This is a genomic window from Sphingomonas oligophenolica (genome assembly GCF_039522915.1).
Taxonomy (GTDB): Bacteria; Pseudomonadota; Alphaproteobacteria; order Sphingomonadales; family Sphingomonadaceae; genus Sphingomonas; species Sphingomonas oligophenolica.
On sequence record NZ_BAAAEH010000035.1, the window covers coordinates 76,702 to 93,593 of the forward strand.

The window sequence follows — 16,892 nt, forward strand, 5'->3', positions numbered from 1 at the left end:
CAGCCGACAGCATCCCATTTCGGACCGACCTCCGCATGACCTTCGACTGGACCGAGGAAGAAGCTGCGTTCAGGCAGCGCCTGCAGGATTTCCTGGCGAAGAATCTTCCGGCCAATTGGGAAGATGTCGCTGGCCACGGGCCCGGCTCCGCCGAGCTGACCGAATTCTCGCGGCGCTTCTGCGGTCAATTGGCGCAAGACGGATTGCTGACCCCGCACTGGCCGTCTGAGATCGGCGGGCAGGGGCTCGATGCATGGCACCAGCTCATCCTGGCTGAGGAGATGTGGTCAGCGGGCGAGCCACGCGGCGCGCAGTATATGAACGTCAACTGGATCGGCCCGACCCTGATCCGCTACGGCTCGGCGGAACAGCAGACGCGCTATCTGCCCGCGATTGCCGCTGGTAATGCGATCTGGTGCCAGGGCTTTTCCGAACCCGGCTCCGGCTCCGATCTCGCCTCGCTGCGCACCCGCGCGATGCCCGATGGCGACGTCTACCGCGTGACTGGCCAGAAGATCTGGACGAGCTATGCCGGTCTCGCCGAAACCTGTTTCCTCCTCTGCCGCACCGGAGACGATCGCAAGCGCGGGATCAGCATCCTGCTTGTCCCGATGGATACGCCCGGTATCACCGTTCGCCAGATTCCCTCGATCATCGGCGAGGGCGACATCCACGAAGTGTTCTTCGATGACGTCGTTGTCCCCGTGTCGGCGCGGCTGGGCGAGGAGGGACAGGCGTGGGATATCATCGGCTTCTCGCTGACCAATGAGCGGCTCGGCATCCCCCGCTACCATCTCGCGCGCGCAGCGCTCGATCGTGCTGTCGCGATCCTGAAGGATGGGGGCGAGTTTTCGAGCGAAGCGGTGCGGCTGGAGGCGGCGAATGCGGCGGCGCTTTGCGAGGCGGCTCGCCTCGCCAGCTACGCGATCGTCAGCCGGCGGGCACGGGGCGAGCCCATCGGTGCCGAATCCTCCTCGGCGCGCTTCGCGACAGTAATGGCCGAGCGCCAGGTGGCTGAGTTCATCGTCGAATATCTGCCCGAGTCACTCTGTGATGCGCATCCCTATCTGAAGATGCACCACCAGCGCGGGATCGTCGCCGGCATCGCGGCAGGCGCGGCTGAAATCCAGCTCAACATCATCGCCACTGACGTGCTCAAGCTGCCGCGGGAGCCGCGCTGATGGATTTGTCGCTCACCGCCGATCAAACGGCGATCCTCGATGCGGTCGATGCGCTCGCCAAGCCTTATGCCGCGCCGCCGACGCACGACATCAGCTTCGCGCTGACCAGCGACGCGCTTGATCGAGAACTGGTCGAGGGCGGCTTCCTCGACATCGCGTTCGATCCCGATCTCGGCACCGTGTCTGCCGCGATCATCGTCGAGCGGCTCGCGCGGCTGCCCTTCGCCGTCGAGGCCGCGGCGAGCGCGCTGATCCGCCCGCTGCTCGGCGACCATGTCCCGCGCCCGCTATGTGTGGTGGAGGCCGGAAAAGGCAAACGCCCGGTGCGCTTCCTGCGGCCTGGCGCGGCGGTTGTGGCGGTCGGCGAGGCGGATGTCTCCTGGTTCGTCGTGGCCGCCGATCAGGTTCGTATCGAAGAGACGTCACTCTACGGCTATCCGGTCGCGACGCTCCTCGTCGATCCGGAGGCGGCAGGCGGCACCGCACTCGATGTGTCGCGGGGGGATGTGATGACTCGCTGGCGCATTGCGCTGGCAGCCGAGGCGGCCGGGTTGCTTGCCGCTGCGCTCGACAGCACCGCCACCTACGTTACCGATCGCCAGCAATTCGGCCGCCCGATCGCGACCTTCCAGGCAGTCCGCCATCGGCTTGCCGAGGCGCAGGTACGGGCAAACGGCGTCTATTGGCTTGCGCTCAAGGCGGCCGCCACGCTTGATCCGGGCGACGCCGCGCTGGCTGCGTTGCACGCGCAGCAATCAGCGCGATCGGTGGTTTATGATTTCCATCAGTTCCTCGGTGCCATGGGCATGACGTTGGAACATCCGCTGCATTTGTGGACGTATCGGCTCAAGGCGTTAATCGGCGAGCTCGGCGGGCGTGGGGTGCAGGGGATCGCGGCGGCGACCGCAATCTGGGGATAGTCGGGCGCAGACGGTCTCCGGTCAGGCGCCGATGATGTCGATGAACTCGTCAGTGCTCGTCTTGAGGCGATCGAGGTCCGAGGCGACCTGGGTGAAGATCTCGCTGAGCCGCGAGAGGTTGTTCGTCACATTATGCGTGCGATCGTTCACCTGGCTCGCGAGGTCGCTCATGCTGACGGCTGCCGTCGCCGTCTCGTCGATCGCTGCGGCGATCGAGGTGACCCGATCGACTTGAGACCGCATCGTATCCATCATTTCGTGCAGCGCATTGCGCGCTTCAAGCATGGTGGCCCGCCCGTCCTCGCTCTTGTCGGCCGAGTTTACATTGGCGTTGTGGATCGCTGCGATCCGCGCGGCGATCTGATCGGTGGCGCGTGCAGTCTGGCCCGCAAGCGACTTCACTTCCTGCGCGACGACCGCAAAACCGCGCCCGGCATCGCCAGCTCGCGCTGCCTCGATCGTTGCGTTGAGCGCGAGGAGATTGGTCTGGCCGGCAATGTCGCGGATCAGCTCGAGCACTGAAGTGATCGCGCCGATTTCCTGAGAGAGGTCGTCAGCGGCGGCACGCGCGGACTCGGCATCGGCGCTGGCACGCTCCTCGATTTGCAGCACGCCCGCCATCCGCGCGGCGACCATATCGATTTCGTCGCTGAGACTCGCGGCGATCTTGGCGGCGTCTCCCATCGCATTGGCGGACTGGTGGGCAGCGCTCGCAACCTGAGCGACATCGCTGAGCATGACTTGAGAGCCCTGGATCGTGCGGGCTGTTTCCTCCGCCAGCATCCGTGCGTTGGTCAGCGCACCTTCCACGGAGATCGAGACAAGCTGGTGAAAATTCTCGGCGCGGTTGGTGCGATCCCGCGCCGCTTCCTGGCGCCTGAGTTCGCCGATCTGCCAGAGCAGGACTTCGATCTCATAGGTCGATGCCTCGTGCACTGTGTTGCACATCCGCCAGATATCTTCCTCGGGAAGATCGAGGGTTTCCTTGATCTGGCTGGAAACGCGCTGCGCTATCTCGGTCGAACCGGCCACGATCATCGGAACCGAAACGCCGCGCTCGGATGTCATGCTCGCGCGCTGGCAGATCGCGTCGATCCATTGCGGCGAGAGGGCAGTGCTGAACTTGCGCCTGGCATGATCGAGCGCCTCGGCCATCATTCTCTCGCGCTGCGCCGTTTCCGGCATCGGCTGGTTCGGATCCATCCGCAGCGGCACCGACTGGATGAAATCGCGCATGCATTCGAGGATGATCGGCCCGGCATGCTGCCAGAGCTCCATCAACCTCTGAGAGAAGGCGCCGCCGCGATCATAGGCCTTGAGGCGGAGTTCCACCTCGTCTTTCGGCATACCGACCACGAGCGCAGACGACGCATCAGCCATGACATCTCCCCCCGAGGATCTTTCTTCTATCTTCGCAAGTAATGAGTGAAAAGAAAGTAACCCTTACAAACCGAGGTCGAGAATCTTCCCGTCGAAATTGCCGCCCAGCTTCTGCGTCGCAGCCGCAAGCTTTTCGGCCGGCGCCCCTTTCAGATAGCCGTCGATGACCCGGTTATAATTGCTGATCAGGCCCTCAATGTCCTTCGAGAGGCGCATGAAATCGAAGCCCTCGGCGTGGACGCCCTTCTGCTGGATCGGAATATTTGCGTAATCCTGGCGGGGGATCGCCGGGAATTGATCGCTGTTATAGGGGAGCATGGTCGGCTCCATCGGCGGCTCCGGCTCCTCTCCCTTCGGATAATGGGTGAGCGACCACAACTCGAACAGGCAGCTCTCGGGACCGAGCGGCCGAATGCGATAGCTCGACATCGAGCTGAACATCGGCAGCAGGAAATAGTGCGGGAAGATGAACTCGACCGCGTTGATCGGGTCGGAGACCGCCACTGCGTTGAGGTCAGGCACATTCTCCCCGCGCGCCCTAAGCTGCTCGCCGATCTGATGGTTCAGGATTCCGAACCACATCATGATTGCCTGTTGTGGATCGTCGGGAAGCTCGCAGTCTGTGAGCTGCTGCGCGATCTCGAATTCCTTGGCGTGGACCATTCCCGACATGCCCTCGCTCAGCAGCCCGAGATGCTTGATCTGCGCCTTGATGTTGCCGGGGATGTCGAGATTGGGGTTGATCGGCACGCCGATCCCACCGGTATCCATGCCGTACATGCTGTTGTAGAGCATCGGCGCTGCCTGTTGCAGCTGCGGATGGGTGCGCATCACGTGATAGCCTTCCATGAAGGCTTCCATCGCGATCTTCCAATTGGCCGGGAGCACCGTCGCGTACCACCATTCGGCGCGCAGATCGCTCATGCCATGCGCTTCGATCCGGTCGGCGACCGGCCCGATGCACTCGCGGAACGAGGGGGCGTCATTGTCGAAATTGATGAATGCGCAACCGCCCCATAGGTCGACTCGGCACGACTTCAGCGCCAGATCGGCCTTGTCCAGCTGATCCTCGCTGAACATGTGGCGACCGTAAACGAAGGTGTTTTCGCCATCCATGTTCCAGCGCCAGCCATGGAACGGGCAGATGAAGCCGGTGGTCTTGCAATTGCCGTGGCCGCCTTCATCAGCAAAGGGCACGCCGCGATGACGGCAGGCATTGTGGTAGGCTTTCACCCCATTCCTGGTGCGCACGACGATGACCGAGCGATCGAGGTTCGAATATTCGACCCAGTCGCCGACATTGGGAATCTGCTCGAGCCGGCAGGCCATCTGCCAGACATGCGGCCACAGACGCTCGGTTTCGAGACGATAGAATTCCTCGTCATAATAGCGCTTGGTGGGGATGCGCTCGGGGTTGGTTACCTCGAAAGGGATCTGGCCACGCGACGCAATCGCGGGATCTGCATCAGCCACAATAACCTCTCAATTTTCCGGTCAATGCGGCAGGCGTATAGGAAGGGAAAAGGCGTGCAAGAGCCATCGCATGCGCGATGGCGAAGCATCGCTCAGTCGATGTTGGCGCCAATCCGGACTCGCGTTTTTCCGTCATGCCGGACTTGTTCCGGCATCTACCGTACCGCAAACGCTATCGGCGTGTTGAAGTGCTGCGCAGTGGGCCCCGGAATAAGTCCGGGGTGACGAGGTTAGTTTGAGTCGCCAAAAAGACCTCAGGCTCCCATGCCGGATTGATCCAGGCCGAGTTCGCTCAGCACATCCGCCGTATCCTCGCCGAGCGACGGCGCCGGACCCGCAACCTTGCCGGGCGTCCGGGAAAACCAGGTCGGAATCCCCGGAAACCGGATGTCGCCGTACGGAGATTCGACCGTCTCGAAAAAGCCGGCCGCTTCCAGATGAGGATTGTGGAACAGCTCGTCGGGCGTGCGCAGCGGTGCGGCCGGAATGCCCAATGCCCTGAGCAAATCGAGCCATTCTCCGGTCGTGCGCTCAAGGAAGGTTTCGGCGAGCAGGCCATATACCCGATCGATCTGCCCGGCGCGCTGCGCCAGTGTGGCGAGTTCGCTGTTCGCCCAGGCCGGCTTCACCGCCTCAACGAACAGAGCCCAATGCTTGTCGTTGTAAATCAACGCCGAAACATGGCCGTCTTTCGTACGATAAGGCTTGCGGTTGGGCGCGACGGCACGGGGATAGCAGGCCGGCCCCAGCGGCGGATCGAACATCGCGCCATTGGCGTGCTCGACCAGCATGAAGGAGGCCATCGTCTCGAACATCCCGACTTCGACTTCCTGCCCCTCGCCGGTGCGCGCGCGATGATACAAGGCCATCATCGTCGCGTAGAGCGCGGTCAACCCGGCCACCTTGTCGGCGACGATCGTGCCGACATAATTGGCCTCGCCGGTCAGCATCTGCTGGACGGCGGTCAACCCGCATTCGGCCTGGATCGTATCGTCATAGGCCGGCTGGTCGCGGTCGGGGCCGTGGCGGCTATAGCCGTAGCAATTGGTGTAGACGATCGACGGGTTGATCGCGGCGACGGCTTCATAGTCGAACCCGAGCTTCGCGATCGCCTTGGCCCGCATCGCATGGATGAAGATGTCGGCGCTTTCGATCAACTGGCGGAGGCTTGCCTTGCCGCCGTCGCTCTGCAGATCGAGCACGACGCTGCGCTTGCCGCGATTCACATTGACGAACACGCCGGCCATGCCGGGCGCTGGACCGACCGATATATAGCGGGTGTTATCGCCGGCGGGCGCCTCGATCTTGATCACGTCGGCGCCCATGTCGGCCATGATCTGGGTCGCATAGGGGCCCATCACCATGCTGGTGAGATCCACCACCCGCACGCCTGAAAGCGGACCTGAACCTGCCGGACGCACCATTATCCTCTCCTCGCTCATGCCTCGCGATTAGAGCAGATGGCGAAAAGATGCCATTCGCATTTTCGTTCGCTGGACCGATATGCGTACAGCTCGGTTGTGCGCTGCCGGCGTCGCTGCTACCGCGCTGGCTTGGATCGACCGCAGGCGAGGCGCACAGCCGTGGATTTCTCGTTTACCCAGGATCAGCAGGATGTGCGCGACGCGATCCTGAAACATTGCACCCAATATCCCGACGACTATTGGCTCGAACGCGATCGGGAGGGTGTTTTCCCCGAGGATTTCTACCGCTCGCTCGCTGACGCGGGCTGGCTCGGGATTGCGATGCCGACTGCCTATGGCGGGTCAGGACTCGGCATTACGGAAGCCACGATCATGATGCAGGCGATTGCCGAGTCCGGCGCGGGCATGAGCGGCGCGTCGAGCGTTCACATCAACATCTTCGGGCTTCAGCCGATCATCCTGTTCGGGACTGAAGGACAGCGCCAGCGCGCGATTCCCGGCATCGTTAGGGGCACCGACAAGGCCTGTTTCGCGGTGACCGAGCCGAATGTCGGGCTCAACACGACCCAGCTCAAGACACGCGCCGAGCGTCGCGAGGGCGGCTATCTGGTCAATGGCGAGAAGATCTGGATCTCGACCGCGCAGGTTGCGAACAAGATGCTGCTCCTCGCGCGGACCACACCGCTCGACCAGATCAAGCGCAAGACCGACGGGCTTTCGCTGTTCTACACTGATTTCGATCGAGCGAAGATCGAGACGAGGCTGATCCACAAGATGGGACGCCACGCAGTCGATTCGAACATGCTGTTCATCGAGGATCTGTGGATTCCGGAGGAAGACCGGATCGGCGCCGAGGGCGAGGGCTTCAAGATCATCCTCCACGGACTGAACCCGGAGCGCGTGCTGCTCGCCGGAGAAGCGGTCGGGCTCGGCCGCGCTGCGATCCGGGTCGCGGCGCGCTATGCCCGCGAGCGGATCGTGTTCGACCGACCGATCGGCCAGAATCAGGGCATCCAGCATCCGCTCGCGAAATGCTGGGCGCAGCTGGAGGCAGCCAATCTGATGGTGATGAAGGCGGCCACCGTGTTCGACCGCGGCGAGGATTGCGGCGTCGAGGCCAATGCCGCCAAATATCTCGCCGGCGAATTCGCGTTCGAAGCCTGCCACACGGCGATGTTGACGCTTGGCGGCATGGGCTATGCGCAGGAATATCATGTCGAACGCTATCTGCGCGAAAGCCTGATCCCGCGCATCGCACCGGTGAGCCCGCACATGATCCTGAACTTTCTCGCCGAGAAGGTTCTTGAACTGCCCAAATCCTATTAGCCGGGTGGCGGCGGGGGTGCTGAATGGAGAGGAAGATCGATGCCTGAGGGCGGTTTGAAGATGCGGTCATGGCTGTTCGCGCCGGGCGACAGCGAGCGGAAGATGGAAAAGGCGGCCGGGAGCCCGGCTGATATCGCCATCTTCGATCTCGAGGACGCGGTCGCGATCGGGGAGAAGCCGCTCGCGCGTACGATGGTGCGTGCGTTTCTCGAGGCGCAGTCCGGCGGGCATGAGCGGCTATGGGTGCGGATCAACCCGCTCGACGGCCCTTACGCGCTCACCGACCTCGCGGCGGTGATGCCCGGGAAGCCCGGCGGAATCATGTTGCCCAAGGCGCGAGGACGCGGCGATGTCGAGCTGCTCGACCATTATCTTTCAGCTTTCGAGGCGGTCGCCGGGATCGAGCAGGGGGCCACAAAGGTCATCGCGCTCGTCACCGAAACCGCCGAAGCGATGTACACCACCGGCGACTATGCCGGCGCGCCGCGGTTGATCGCGATGACCTGGGGTGCCGAGGATCTGGCGGATTCGCTCGGCGCCAGCGAGAACCGCGATGCTGACGGGAGCTATGGCTTCACCTATCAGATGGCGCGCAGCTTCTGCCTGATCGGTGCGGCGACAGCGGGCGTTGCCGCAATCGAGACAATCCAGGGAGACTTTCGCGACCTCGAAGGCCTGCGCGCGCGGGCCGAGCAGGTGCGGCGCGACGGCTATCGCGGCATGCTGGCGATCCATCCGGCGCAGGTCGAGGTCATCAACGCAGCCTTCACGCCGGGCGTCGACGAACTCGCCGCGGCGCAGGAGATCGTCGACCTGTTCGCCGCCAATCCGGGCGCGGGCACGATCGGCTACAAGGGCGCTATGCTCGATCGCCCGCATCTGGCGCGGGCCCGCGCGCTGCTCGGGCTTTCGGGCGGGTAATGATGGTCATCGCTGATCCGGCTAGGCTCGATCTCGCCGAGTTCGTGCGGCGGGGCGACCATATCGTCTGGGGTCAGGCATGCGGTGAACCGACCACGCTCATCGAAGCACTGATCGCTCAGGCCGAATCGATCGGCGGACTGTCTGCCTTCGCCGCGACCAGCTTTTCAGGCCTTCTCGACGAAACCGCCGCCGACAGGATCGCGCTTACCAGCATGGGCGCGATCGGCGCACTGCGCAGCCTGACGGCGGTGCACAAGCTCGGCATCATCCCGTGCCATGTCAGCCAGATCGGATCGATGATCGAGGCGGGCATCATCGGCTGTGATGTCGCCTTTGTTCAGGTCAGTCCGGCCGATGCTGACGGCAATCACAGCTTCGGCCTGATCGGCGACTTTGTGCAGGCGATGGTCGCCAAGGCGCGGGTGGTGATCGCCGAGGTCAACGACCGCGTGCCATTCACCTGCGGCGATGCGGCGCTGCCCGGCGCGCGCATCGATTGCGCCGTCCACGCCTCGCGCCCGCCCGTCGCGGTCGCGCCGGCCAGGATCGGCGCGACCGACGAGGCGATCGCGCTGGCCATCGCCGGCTATGTCGGGGACGGGTCGGTGCTTCAGGTTGGGGTCGGCGCGGTTCCCGACGCGGTGCTTCGGCTGCTGCATGATCGCCGCGACCTCGGCGTGCATTCGGGGATGATCGGCGATGGGCTGGTCGATCTGGTCGAGGCCGGGGTGATCACCAATGCGTTGAAGCCGATCGATGCCGGCGTCTCGATCACCGGTGCGCTGATCGGCTCGCAGCGTCTCTATGATTTCGCCCATGCCAACCGCGCGATGCGCCTGTGCAGTTCGGACTATACGCACAACGCCGCCGTTCTCGCTCAGTTGACCAAGCTGGTTACGATCAACTCGGCGATCGAGGTTGATCTGACCGGACAGGTCAACGCCGAGCAGACCGGCGGGGCTTATCTTGGCGGCACGGGCGGTCAGGTCGATTTTGTCCGTGCCGGTGCCCGTTCGCCCGGCGGTCGTTCGATCATCGCGCTCCCCGCCACGGCGAAGGGGGGAGCGCTCAGCCGGATCGTGGCCGGGCTTTCCGGCCCGGTGACGACGGCGCGTACCGAGGTCGACGTGATCGTCACCGAGTTCGGCGCTGCTGAACTGAAGGGGCAGGCGCTGGCCGAGCGCACGCGCCGGCTGATCGCCATCGCGCATCCCGATTTCCGCGAGGAGCTTGATCGGGCCGCCCATATCATCCGGCAAAGAGGCTTCTAGATGAGCGATGCAGTCCGGTTCGACGTGCGTGACGACGGTATCGCGCTGATCACGCTGAACCGCCCCGAGACGCGCAATGCGTTGACGCTCGAAATCCGCGAGGGCCTGTTCGCTGCCTGGGAGCGGTTCGAGCGCGATCCGGCGCTGCGCGTCGCGATCCTGACCGGATCCGGAGACAAGGCCTTCTGTGCCGGCGGCGATCTCAAGGAGATGGTCGATCGCGGGCTCCAGGTGCCGCCGCGCGATATGTTCCCGGTGCCGGGCGACAGTATCGAGCTGACCAAGCCGACCATCGCAGCGGTCAATGGCGTCGCCTTTGCCGGCGGTTGGATGATTGCCCAGGCCTGTGATCTGTGCGTCGCGAGCACGAGCGCGCGCTTCGCGATCACCGAGGTCAAGGTCGGGCGCGGCTCGCCCTGGGCTGCGCCGCTGATCCACATGATCCCGCAGCGGATCATGATGGAGATCATCCTGACGGGGAAGCCGATCACCGCGCAACGCGCTTATGAGATCGGCCTGGTGAACCGGCTGGCCGAGCCCGAGAATCTCATCGCCTGCGCGATGGAATTGGCGGCCGAAATTCTGGACGGTGCACCGTTATCGGTGCAGGCTGGCCGCGACACGGTGATGCTGTCCACGGAGATGGGGCGATCAGCTGCCCTGCAGGCTGCCCGACACGCTTCCGACCATATGTATCGGAGCGAGGATGCGCAGGAAGGGCCAAGGGCGTTCGCGGAGAAGCGTCTTCCGGAGTGGAAAGGGCGTTGAGCCGTCACTGAGAAGCGAGGCTGTGATGAACGAGATGAGCAAGGTCACCCCAGTCGAGATCGACCTGACCGAGGCGGTGACGATCCCGGTCGAGGCCTATGTCTCGAAGGACTATGCCCTGGCGGAGCGCGACAGATTGTGGCGCAAGACCTGGCAGCAGGCCGGCCGGCTCGAGGATATTCCCGAGATCGGGAATTACATGGCCTATGAGATCCTCGACGATTCAGTGATCATCGTCCGCACCGGGCCTGACAGCGTCAACGCGTTCTTCAACGTGTGCAGCCATCGCGGGCGGCGGCTGGTCGATACCCCGCCGGGCGCGCACAACGCGCGCGGCAAGACGACCAACTTCGTCTGCGGCTTCCATGGCTGGACCTATGATACTGCCGGGCGCTGCACCTATATTCCCGGCGCCGAGGACTGGAAGGGCGCGGCAACCGAGGAGCGGGCGCGGCTTGGCAAGGTCAATGTCGATCTCTGGGGCGGCTGGGTGTGGATCAACCTCGATCCGGAGTGCGAGCCGCTCCGCGATTACCTCGAGCCGATGGCCACGATGCTCGATCCGTTCGAGTTGCAGAATATGCGTTGCCGGTGGCGGAAATGGATCATTTTCGACTGCAACTGGAAGGTCGCGCTGGAGGCATTTGCCGAAATCTACCACGTCCAGACCACGCACCCCGAGTTCAACGATTTCGGCGAATTCCATGGCTGGGCGCGGGCTCAGGGCAAGCACAGCAATATCGGCTATGACGCGCCCAAGGGGATGGACGAGAACAAGGCCAAGCTGCGGCTCGGCTCGGGCGACGATCCGCGCGTCTCGACTGCCGAGATGCAGGTCTATACCTGGGAGCAGGTCAATACCAACACGACGCTGACGCTCGTGAATGCAGCGCGGCGGCTGGTCGACGAGCTGCCGGCGGGAACGCCGGCGGGCGAGGTACTGCAGCATTGGCTGACGTCAGCGCGGCGCGATGACGAGGCGCGGGGCGTATTCTGGCCGGTGGTCGATCCCAAGCACGTCGGCGAGAGCGGCACTGCCTGGCAGATCTTCCCCAATTTCCAGATCGGCCACGCAGTCAACAACTCGCTCTGCTACGGCGCGCGCCCTTATGGCGACGATCCGGACAAGTGCATCTTCGAGGCAGCGGTCTACGAACTCTACCCCGAAGGCGAAGCGCCGGAGACCGAGTGGGAATATATCCCGGCCGAGGATCCGCGCTGGGGCAGTGTGCTGCCGCAGGATTTTTCGAACATGGCGGCGGTGCAGCAGGGGATGAAGAATCTCGGCTTCCGCGGCACGCTGCCCAATCCTTACCGGGAGCGCAGCATCGCCAATCTGCATCGCAACCTGGCCGCTTATATGAACACCGGGGCGCCTAAGCCAGTCGAGTAAGGTTCAAGGCGCGGGCGGGCGATAGCCGAGACTGCGCGACGTCGCTTCGGCTTCGGCGCGGACCAGATCGACAAGCGCCTTGCGGCTGTTCTGAAGACGCGCGCTGGGCGCCGCGACGACGAGTGCGCCGATGACCGCGCCGGAGGCATCGCGGATCGCTGCCGCCGTTCCCGTCACGCCGTCCGCCGCCTGATCGATCGTCTGCGCGACCCCAGTCGCCCGTACAGCCTCGATTGCCGCCACAAGGCCGCGCTTGGTGATCTCGGTCCCGGCGGTCAGCCTCGTCAGCTTCACGCGGGCGAGATAGGAGGCGAGTTCAACCTCCGGCAGCGCGGCCAGCAGCGCGCGGCCGCCGGCCGTGCAGTAGAGCGGGCGCCGGTCGCCGGCCGCCACCGCGAAGCGCACGGTACTGCGGCTTTCGACGACGTCCACATAGGTCAGCGTCTCGCCGTCGCTGTCGGCGACCGCGAACAGGGCGGTTTCGCCCGAGCGCTCGGCAAGCCGGTGCATCCCCTCGCGGATCAGGTCGGAGGATTGCAGCCGGCGCCGCGCGGCGGTGAGCGCACTGCCGAGCCCGAAGGCGCCGGGGCCGAGCCGCCATGTTCCTTCATTCGGCGTGACGAAGCCCGCTTCGGCCAGCCCGCGCAGCAGCGAGGCGACGCTGCTCTTGGGGGAGCCGAGCAACCGGCTCAGATCGGCGAGGCTGATCGCATCGGGGCTGTCGCACAAAGCTTCGAGGATGCGGATCACCCGCGTGACTGATTGCGGAGACTGGGAACGGCGGTCGTCAGTCGAAACGTCTGGCATGGCCTCGCCCGGTGCGCGGCCTGGATGGCCTTGGTCGCGATGCAAAGGCCTTAGTCAACAAGTCGGCGCCGGACAAGCAAAGGCCCGGCCCCGACGTCGCGGCACCGGGCCTGTCAGGTTCGATCGCGGGTCGCCTATTCCTCGAAAGGCTCTTCGCCCTGCAGCTTGGTGCGGTGCATCATGCGGTTGCAGGCCGGATCATATTTTTCGGCGCGGTGCATCGTGCCTGTATTGTCCCAGATGACCAGGTCGCCGACGCTCCATTCGTGGCTGTAGCTGAACTGCTCTCCCGTCGCCCATTCGCGCAGGCCAACGAGCACCTCGGCGCTCTTCATCGGCTCAACGCCGACGACGCGGTGCGCGGTGCAGCCGAGCACGAGGGATTTGCGCCCCGATCGGTGATTCCAGACGAGCGGCAATTCATTCTCGCCGATCCGTTGCATGCCCTTGAGCTTGGCGAGGCTTGGCTCGGGTTCATAGTAAAAAACCGTGGCCCAGACCGAATGGACGACGCGCATGGTTTCATATTCGGCCTTCTGCTCGTCGGTCAGCGCTTCATAGGCGGCATAGGTATTGCAGAAGCCGGTGTTGCCGCCCCAGGTCGCGGGGACCTTGCACGACAGCAACGACGCGAGGATCGGCGTGTCGTTCATCGTGCCGTCGATGTGCCAGTAGAGCGAGCCCTTGAGATATTCGGCGCTTTGCGGGTTCTCCTTCACGTCGAGCGTGATCTTGTGGATCTTGTGGTCAGTGCCGTCCTGCAGCTCCGGCGCGAAGGTGCCGAGCGTCTTGGTGAAGGCGATCTGCTCTTCGTCGTTGAAGTTGATCCTCGGGAACACGAGCACGCCGCGCTGCTCGAGCAACTCGCGAATCTCGGGCCCGAGGTCGCCCGCCAGCAGCTCCTCCTTGGTGTTGAGGATCCGGGTGCCGATCACCGGCTTGATCTCTTCCTGGACCAGGCGGGTTCTGGCTGGCGACAATGCGGTGGCCATGACAACTCTCCATCGACTCAAAGCGTGTGTTGAACAGGTGTTCAGCACAGATGTGTGTCGACGTCAAGATTTGCTGTCGGCGGCCTTTGGCGGGAGCAAGCGATCGAGCCAGGTTTCGACCAGCGCACGGGTCTCCGCATGGCCTGCGCTGATGCCGAGGCTGTTCTCCATCACCAGCGCGCGGCCGATCCCGGCGAGCACGACGCTCAGTCCGGCCGGCGCACCGATATCGGCGAGGCGCTCGCCGAGGAGCTGTTCGAACAGCTGGGTCTGCCGCGCACGCATGGCTTCGCTATGCTTCGCGATTTCGGCGCGGATGCCGTCGCGATGGATCGCCAGCGCCATGAACTCCATTGCCAGCGCGGTGCGGCTGGTATCGGCGAAGAAACGCCAAAGGGCGCGGACCGGGTCGTCGCTTGCCAGCGCCTCGTCGATCATCGCGTCGCTCTGCGCCGCTCCGCGCTTGAACACGGCAAGCAGCATGTCGTCGGTGGTCGGGAAGTAATAATGGACCAGCGAAGGCTTGAGCCCGGCGCGCTGCGCCACCCGCCTCGAACTTGCCGCGGCATAGCCCTCGTCGCGGATTACCTGCTCGGTGGCCTCGACGATCCGCGCGCGTGTCTCAGAGCTTTCCGCGCCAATGCGGCGTTTCTCGACCATGAACGCGCTATGCCCTCGGCAACGCCCGCTCGCCAAGCCGGAAATGCTGAGGTCAGGCCGAACCCATATAGCGGCCGCCATTCATGCTGATCGTCTGGCCGGTCATATAGCCGGCTTCTTCCGAGGCCAGGAAGGCGCAGGCGGCGGCGATGTCCTCGGGCTGGCCGATCCGCTTCATCGGCAACGTCTTGGCGAAGGCCTCGGCATCGATCGGTGCGGCGCGCAGCATGGGAGTGTCGATGAAGCCCGGCGGGACCATGTTCACGGTAATCCCGGTCGGCGCATATTCGAGGGCCAGCGCCTTGGTGAGGCCGAGCAGCCCACCCTTCGAGGCGACATAGTGCGCCTGGCCGAACGAGCCCGACTGAGTCGACGAGGAGGTGATGTTGATGATCCGCCCCCAGCCGGCCGCGAGCATGTCCGGGATCATTTCGCGGGTGCACAGATGCGGCCCCTTGAGGTTGACCGCGATCGTCTTGTCCCAGAGCTCGTTTGAAATCTCCATATAGGGCGTGAATGGGGCCATGCCGGCATTGTTGACGAGGATCGTGATTGGGCCGAACTCGGCGCGGACCTTTGCAGCCGCGGCCTTGATTGCCGTTTCGTCGGCGCAATCGACGACCATGCCGATCGCCTTGCCGCCGGCATCGGTGATCTGTCTCGCTGTCTCCGCGGCGCCGTCGCCATTCAGGTCCCAGACGGCGATGGCGGCATTGTCGCGCGCAAGCCGCACGGCGATCGCCCGGCCGATGCCGGATCCGGCGCCGGTCACGACGGCTGTTTTACCTTGCAGAGACATAGGGTCGACCTTTTCGTGAACAATATGGGGATGCGGTGCCGCGCGTTCCATGAACAGGCGCCTCGATCGTCATGGGATGCGTCACCCGGCATTGCCTGAGCGGATTGCGAGAGTCGCTGCGTCGGCCTTCATCTCGGTACCGATACGCGGCGTCGGGTCGATGATGTCGGGGGGCACTGCCACATCCTCTCGGCGGCCGGCGCGCTTGCCGGTCCGCGGATATCAACAGCATCGTTGATTTGGCCGGTCAAGCGAGCCGCTCGCGACATCGCCGCGGCGAAGCTTTCGGGCCTCGGAAGGTTTCAGGCCGTGTCGCAGGCCACGACGGCGTTGCGCAGTTCATAGCTCTGCAACATGCTCGACCATCCCACATCGGGCACACGCTGCAGCCTTATGCCCGGCACACGCAACAAGGCATCGAGGAACATCCGCGACTCGTGGAGCGCAACCTGCCAGCCGGGGCAATGATGCGCCCCGTCGCCGAAGCTCAGAAAGGAACCGTTCGCCTTCATCCGGGCCGCGCGATCGGGATCGAGGGCGTGGGGGCAGGCGCCGACCACTTCTTCGTCGACATTCGCCTCACGCAGGCACAGTGCGAACACGCCGCCACCCGGTGCTGCCTCTCCAGTACCCGGTCGGTCCTCGGCCCCGGCGCGACGATACAGAAAGGCGGCGATCGGCTCGAGCCTCAGAATCTCCTGCAGGATCGCGACCTGGTCGTCGTCGCTGCCGCTCACGAAGCGCTCGCGCAACGCCGCATTGTCGAACAGGTGCCAGGCAGCCATGACGATGAACTCGCGCGTCGTGACCATGCCGGCAGCGGCGTAGGTCATGCACTCCATCAGGATCGCCTTGGGGGAATAGCCGCCCTTGATGAGGTGCGACAGGACGTCGTCCTGGGGATTGGCAGTGCGGTCGCGGATCGCCGGCTTCACATCATTGTAGAAGAAATCCAGCGAATAGAGTATCTTTCTGGCCGACGTCAGCAATCTGCCGAAGAAATTCTCCTGATAGAAAGCCGCCGAAAGCGAGGCGGCTAGACGCTTCGCCATACGCTTGCGATCAGTGACGGTGAGCCCGACGATATCGGCGGCGACTGCCACCGCCAGATCGAAGCTCATCAGATCGAGCCGTCCGCTACCGGTCTTCCGCAACGCCGCCATCTGGTCGCCGATCACCTGCTCCATGATCGTGGCGTAGCGGGTGGTGATCGCCTTGGGCGTGAAGTAGCGCGCAATCGCGGCGCGCTTCTTGCGATGGACGGGCCCGTCGAGGAAGAAGACCGGCGTGCGCTCCAGATCGCTGACATCGAAATATTCAGCGCCGCCGCCCGCCTGGGTCATGGTCGGGCTGCGCAGAATCTCGCGGGCGCCCTTGAAATCGGTAACCGGGGTGCTGCCCTTTTCGGGCTTGGCACGCGCCGCCGCGATCGCCGCGGTCTTGCGGTCGTCGCGATCCTGGAGGAAGTCGGCAGAGCCATATTGTCCCGGACCGGAGGCCATGACTTATGTTTCCTATTTATGATCTACAGTGTATCATAATTCGATGATGGCGGCTCAGTCAACACCGAATGA

The 16,892-nt window shown here is 64.1% G+C and carries 15 protein-coding genes; 7 read left to right on the forward strand and 8 right to left on the reverse strand.

Going from position 1 to position 16,892, the window contains the following annotated elements:
• Positions 1-35 precede the first annotated feature (35 nt).
• Both ABD050_RS16250 and ABD050_RS16255 read left to right on the forward strand, forming a co-directional pair.
• Positions 36-1,181 carry an acyl-CoA dehydrogenase family protein gene (locus tag ABD050_RS16250; protein ID WP_343890520.1) on the forward strand — a complete coding sequence of 382 codons (1,146 nt, stop codon included), beginning with the start codon at positions 36-38 and terminating at the stop codon, positions 1,179-1,181.
• On the forward strand, positions 1,181-2,101 hold the full coding sequence (locus tag ABD050_RS16255) for an acyl-CoA dehydrogenase family protein (RefSeq protein ID WP_343890521.1): 921 nt from the start codon (positions 1,181-1,183) through the stop codon (positions 2,099-2,101). Before ABD050_RS16250 ends, ABD050_RS16255 begins: the two co-directional genes overlap by 1 nt.
• A 21-nt stretch (positions 2,102-2,122) precedes the next feature.
• On the opposite strand, the gene ABD050_RS16260 is transcribed toward ABD050_RS16255, so the two are convergent.
• The 3 genes from ABD050_RS16260 to ABD050_RS16270 all read right to left on the reverse strand — a co-directional run bounded on the left by ABD050_RS16260 (position 2,123) and on the right by ABD050_RS16270 (position 6,378).
• Positions 2,123-3,481 carry a methyl-accepting chemotaxis protein gene (locus ABD050_RS16260; RefSeq protein ID WP_343890522.1) on the reverse strand — a complete coding sequence of 453 codons (1,359 nt, stop codon included), beginning with the start codon at positions 3,479-3,481 and terminating at the stop codon, positions 2,123-2,125.
• Between the two features lie 63 nt (positions 3,482-3,544).
• On the reverse strand, positions 3,545-4,957 hold the full coding sequence (locus ABD050_RS16265) for an aromatic ring-hydroxylating oxygenase subunit alpha (RefSeq protein ID WP_425542477.1): 1,413 nt from the start codon (positions 4,955-4,957) through the stop codon (positions 3,545-3,547).
• A gap of 251 nt (positions 4,958-5,208) precedes the next feature.
• Positions 5,209-6,378 carry a CaiB/BaiF CoA transferase family protein gene (locus ABD050_RS16270; RefSeq protein WP_343890524.1) on the reverse strand — a complete coding sequence of 390 codons (1,170 nt, stop codon included), beginning with the start codon at positions 6,376-6,378 and terminating at the stop codon, positions 5,209-5,211.
• Between the two features lie 159 nt (positions 6,379-6,537).
• On the opposite strand from ABD050_RS16270, the gene ABD050_RS16275 reads away from it, so the two are divergent.
• Genes ABD050_RS16275 through ABD050_RS16295 form a run of 5 tightly spaced genes read left to right on the forward strand, consistent with a single transcriptional unit; the run spans position 6,538 to position 12,060 of the window.
• On the forward strand, positions 6,538-7,704 hold the full coding sequence (locus tag ABD050_RS16275; RefSeq protein WP_343890525.1) for an acyl-CoA dehydrogenase family protein: 1,167 nt from the start codon (positions 6,538-6,540) through the stop codon (positions 7,702-7,704).
• Between the two features lie 39 nt (positions 7,705-7,743).
• The gene (locus ABD050_RS16280) at positions 7,744-8,625 is read left to right on the forward strand and encodes an HpcH/HpaI aldolase/citrate lyase family protein (RefSeq protein ID WP_343890526.1); all 882 of its coding nucleotides are present in this window, start codon (positions 7,744-7,746) and stop codon (positions 8,623-8,625) included.
• Positions 8,625-9,899, forward strand: a complete 1,275-nt coding sequence (locus tag ABD050_RS16285) for an acetyl-CoA hydrolase/transferase family protein (protein ID WP_343890527.1) — start codon at positions 8,625-8,627, stop codon at positions 9,897-9,899. Before ABD050_RS16280 ends, ABD050_RS16285 begins: the two co-directional genes overlap by 1 nt.
• Positions 9,900-10,667 carry an enoyl-CoA hydratase/isomerase family protein gene (locus ABD050_RS16290; protein ID WP_343890529.1) on the forward strand — a complete coding sequence of 256 codons (768 nt, stop codon included), beginning with the start codon at positions 9,900-9,902 and terminating at the stop codon, positions 10,665-10,667.
• A gap of 25 nt (positions 10,668-10,692) precedes the next feature.
• Positions 10,693-12,060, forward strand: coding sequence for an aromatic ring-hydroxylating oxygenase subunit alpha (locus ABD050_RS16295; RefSeq protein ID WP_343890531.1), 1,368 nt, complete (start codon positions 10,693-10,695; stop codon positions 12,058-12,060).
• Between the two features lie 3 nt (positions 12,061-12,063).
• Here ABD050_RS16295 and ABD050_RS16300 read toward each other — a convergent pair whose 3' ends face one another.
• The 5 genes from ABD050_RS16300 to ABD050_RS16320 form a co-directional block, all read right to left on the reverse strand.
• On the reverse strand, positions 12,064-12,867 hold the full coding sequence (locus ABD050_RS16300; protein WP_343890532.1) for an IclR family transcriptional regulator: 804 nt from the start codon (positions 12,865-12,867) through the stop codon (positions 12,064-12,066).
• A 134-nt stretch (positions 12,868-13,001) separates the two neighbouring features.
• A complete protein-coding gene (locus ABD050_RS16305) occupies positions 13,002-13,859 on the reverse strand; it encodes a TauD/TfdA dioxygenase family protein (RefSeq protein WP_343890533.1) in 858 nt (285 codons plus the stop codon).
• 63 nt (positions 13,860-13,922) lie between these two features.
• Positions 13,923-14,519: a TetR/AcrR family transcriptional regulator gene (locus tag ABD050_RS16310; protein ID WP_343890534.1), complete on the reverse strand. Its 597-nt coding sequence runs from the start codon at positions 14,517-14,519 to the stop codon at positions 13,923-13,925.
• 52 nt (positions 14,520-14,571) lie between these two features.
• Positions 14,572-15,318, reverse strand: a complete 747-nt coding sequence (locus ABD050_RS16315) for an SDR family NAD(P)-dependent oxidoreductase (RefSeq protein WP_425542469.1) — start codon at positions 15,316-15,318, stop codon at positions 14,572-14,574.
• Positions 15,319-15,620: 302 nt separating this feature from the next.
• Positions 15,621-16,820: a cytochrome P450 gene (locus ABD050_RS16320; protein ID WP_343890536.1), complete on the reverse strand. Its 1,200-nt coding sequence runs from the start codon at positions 16,818-16,820 to the stop codon at positions 15,621-15,623.
• Positions 16,821-16,892 lie beyond the last annotated feature (72 nt).

What these genes read in the sequence shown, in the direction of transcription:
- ABD050_RS16295 (WP_343890531.1), top strand. Translation starts at nt 10,693, where the DNA reads ATGAACGAGATGAGCAAGGTCACCCCAGTCGAGATCGACCTGACCGAG.
- ABD050_RS16290 (WP_343890529.1), top strand. Translation starts at nt 9,900, where the DNA reads ATGAGCGATGCAGTCCGGTTCGACGTGCGTGACGACGGTATCGCGCTG.
- ABD050_RS16315 (WP_425542469.1), bottom strand. Translation starts at nt 15,318, where the DNA reads ATGTCTCTGCAAGGTAAAACAGCCGTCGTGACCGGCGCCGGATCCGGC.
- ABD050_RS16250 (WP_343890520.1), top strand. Translation starts at nt 36, where the DNA reads ATGACCTTCGACTGGACCGAGGAAGAAGCTGCGTTCAGGCAGCGCCTG.
- ABD050_RS16310 (WP_343890534.1), bottom strand. Translation starts at nt 14,519, where the DNA reads ATGGTCGAGAAACGCCGCATTGGCGCGGAAAGCTCTGAGACACGCGCG.
- ABD050_RS16280 (WP_343890526.1), top strand. Translation starts at nt 7,744, where the DNA reads ATGCCTGAGGGCGGTTTGAAGATGCGGTCATGGCTGTTCGCGCCGGGC.
- ABD050_RS16300 (WP_343890532.1), bottom strand. Translation starts at nt 12,867, where the DNA reads ATGCCAGACGTTTCGACTGACGACCGCCGTTCCCAGTCTCCGCAATCA.
- ABD050_RS16270 (WP_343890524.1), bottom strand. Translation starts at nt 6,378, where the DNA reads ATGGTGCGTCCGGCAGGTTCAGGTCCGCTTTCAGGCGTGCGGGTGGTG.
- ABD050_RS16255 (WP_343890521.1), top strand. Translation starts at nt 1,181, where the DNA reads ATGGATTTGTCGCTCACCGCCGATCAAACGGCGATCCTCGATGCGGTC.
- ABD050_RS16320 (WP_343890536.1), bottom strand. Translation starts at nt 16,820, where the DNA reads ATGGCCTCCGGTCCGGGACAATATGGCTCTGCCGACTTCCTCCAGGAT.
- ABD050_RS16285 (WP_343890527.1), top strand. Translation starts at nt 8,625, where the DNA reads ATGATGGTCATCGCTGATCCGGCTAGGCTCGATCTCGCCGAGTTCGTG.
- ABD050_RS16260 (WP_343890522.1), bottom strand. Translation starts at nt 3,481, where the DNA reads ATGGCTGATGCGTCGTCTGCGCTCGTGGTCGGTATGCCGAAAGACGAG.
- ABD050_RS16305 (WP_343890533.1), bottom strand. Translation starts at nt 13,859, where the DNA reads ATGGCCACCGCATTGTCGCCAGCCAGAACCCGCCTGGTCCAGGAAGAG.